Here is a 1,691-nt window from a genome sequence, read left to right on the forward strand (position 1 = left end):
GCGTCGCCGCCTGATGGTCCGGGTTCTTGAACACCCGCACCGCGCTGTCGTAACTGCCCTGGGTGACATGGACGATCACCAGCTCGACGGGGTGGTCGTCCGGCCGGTCGGCCCGGCGGTAGTTCGCCTCCGAGGCGGCCGTCCAGCGCGCGCCCGAGAAGTCCACGGCGCCCTCGACGCGCGGCTTCTCCACCCCCGGGACCCGCCACCACAGCCGGCCCAGCTCGTCGCGCCCCAGCGCGGCGGCGCCGACCGCCGTCGCGAGGCCGCCGATCAGCAGGGTCCGGCGCCCCACGCGCCGGTCCCCTTCCCCCGCCCCGCGGGCCCTGGTCCTGTCGCTCACAGACTGCACAACGCATATCCGGGAGCGGCGGTTCCCCGGCGCCCCGTACCCTTGAGGGGCTATGACCGACACACCGCAGCGCCCCCTCCGCGTCCTCGCCGCCATGTCCGGCGGTGTCGACTCCGCCGTCGCCGCCGCCCGTGCCGCCGAGGCGGGACACGAGGTGACCGGAGTGCACCTCGCGCTCTCCGCCAACCCGCAGTCCTTCCGCACCGGAGCCCGTGGCTGCTGCACCGTCGAGGACTCCCACGACGCCCGCCGCGCCGCGGACGTCATCGGCATCCCCTTCTACGTGTGGGACCTCGCCGACCGCTTCAAGGAGGACGTGGTCGACGACTTCGTCGCCGAGTACGAGGCCGGCCGCACCCCCAACCCCTGCCTGCGCTGCAACGAGAAGATCAAGTTCGCGGCGCTCCTCGACAAGGCGCTCGCCCTCGGCTTCGACGCGGTCTGCACCGGCCACTACGCCAAGGTGATCGTCCGCGAGGACGGTTCCCGCGAGCTGCACCGCGCCTCGGACATGGCCAAGGACCAGTCCTACGTCCTCGGCGTCCTCGACGACCGCCAGCTCGCCCACGCCCTCTTCCCGCTCGGTGACACGGTCACCACCAAGGAGGAGATCCGCGCCGAGGCCGCCCGCCGGGGCCTCGCCGTCGCCAGGAAGCCCGACTCGCACGACATCTGCTTCATCGCCGACGGCGACACCCAGGGCTTCCTCGCCAAGCGCCTCGGCAAGGCGGAGGGCGACATCGTCGACGAGTCCGGCGCCAGGCTCGGCACCCACGAGGGCGCCTACGGCTTCACCATCGGCCAGCGCAAGGGCCTGCGCATCGGCACGCCCGCCGCCGACGGCAAGCCGCGCTACGTCCTCGACATCTCGCCGGTGGACAACACCGTCACCGTCGGCCCCGCCGCCGCCCTCGACGTCACCGGCCTCACCGCGATCAGGCCCCGCTGGTGCGGCACGGCCCCCTCCGGCCCGGGCGCCTACACCGCCCAGCTCCGCGCCCACGGCGACGAGACCCCGGTCACCGCCGAACTGGTCGACGGCACCCTCCACGTCACCTTCGCCGAACCGGCGCGCGGCGTCGCCCCCGGCCAGGCCGTCGTCCTCTACGACGGCACCCGGGTCGTCGGCTCGGCCACCATCGCCTCCACGGTCCGGGCCACCTCGGCCGTCTGACGTCCGCGCGGAGGCGGGAAGCCACTCCCGCGTGACGGCGGGGACCCCCTGCGCTCCGCGGCGGGGAACCGCTGTCGGCGCCCGCCGCCACCATGGCGGGATGACCGACGCCTCCGCCATCGCCGCGTACTGGAACACCGCCGCACCCGCCTTCGACGAGGAGCC

At 74.3% G+C, this 1,691-nt stretch carries 1 protein-coding gene and 1 pseudogene; one reads left to right on the forward strand and one right to left on the reverse strand.

The window, feature by feature from the left end; genetic code table 11:
• Positions 1–295: pseudogene (locus tag HW445_RS29985) on the reverse strand (N-acetylmuramoyl-L-alanine amidase); the annotation flags it as partial.
• Between the two features lie 109 nt (positions 296–404).
• Here HW445_RS29985 and mnmA point away from each other — a divergent pair.
• Positions 405–1,526, forward strand: coding sequence for a tRNA 2-thiouridine(34) synthase MnmA (mnmA, locus tag HW445_RS29990; protein ID WP_180223957.1), 1,122 nt, complete (start codon positions 405–407; stop codon positions 1,524–1,526).
• The last annotated feature ends 165 nt before the right edge of the window (positions 1,527–1,691 follow it).

The sequence above is a fragment of the Streptomyces sp. UH6 genome (assembly GCF_013421635.1).
GTDB lineage: Bacteria > Actinomycetota > Actinomycetes > Streptomycetales > Streptomycetaceae > Streptomyces > Streptomyces abyssomicinicus.

Coding starts and splice junctions, on each gene's coding strand:
- mnmA (WP_180223957.1), top strand. CDS start 405: ATGACCGACACACCGCAGCGCCCCCTCCGCGTCCTCGCCGCCATGTCC.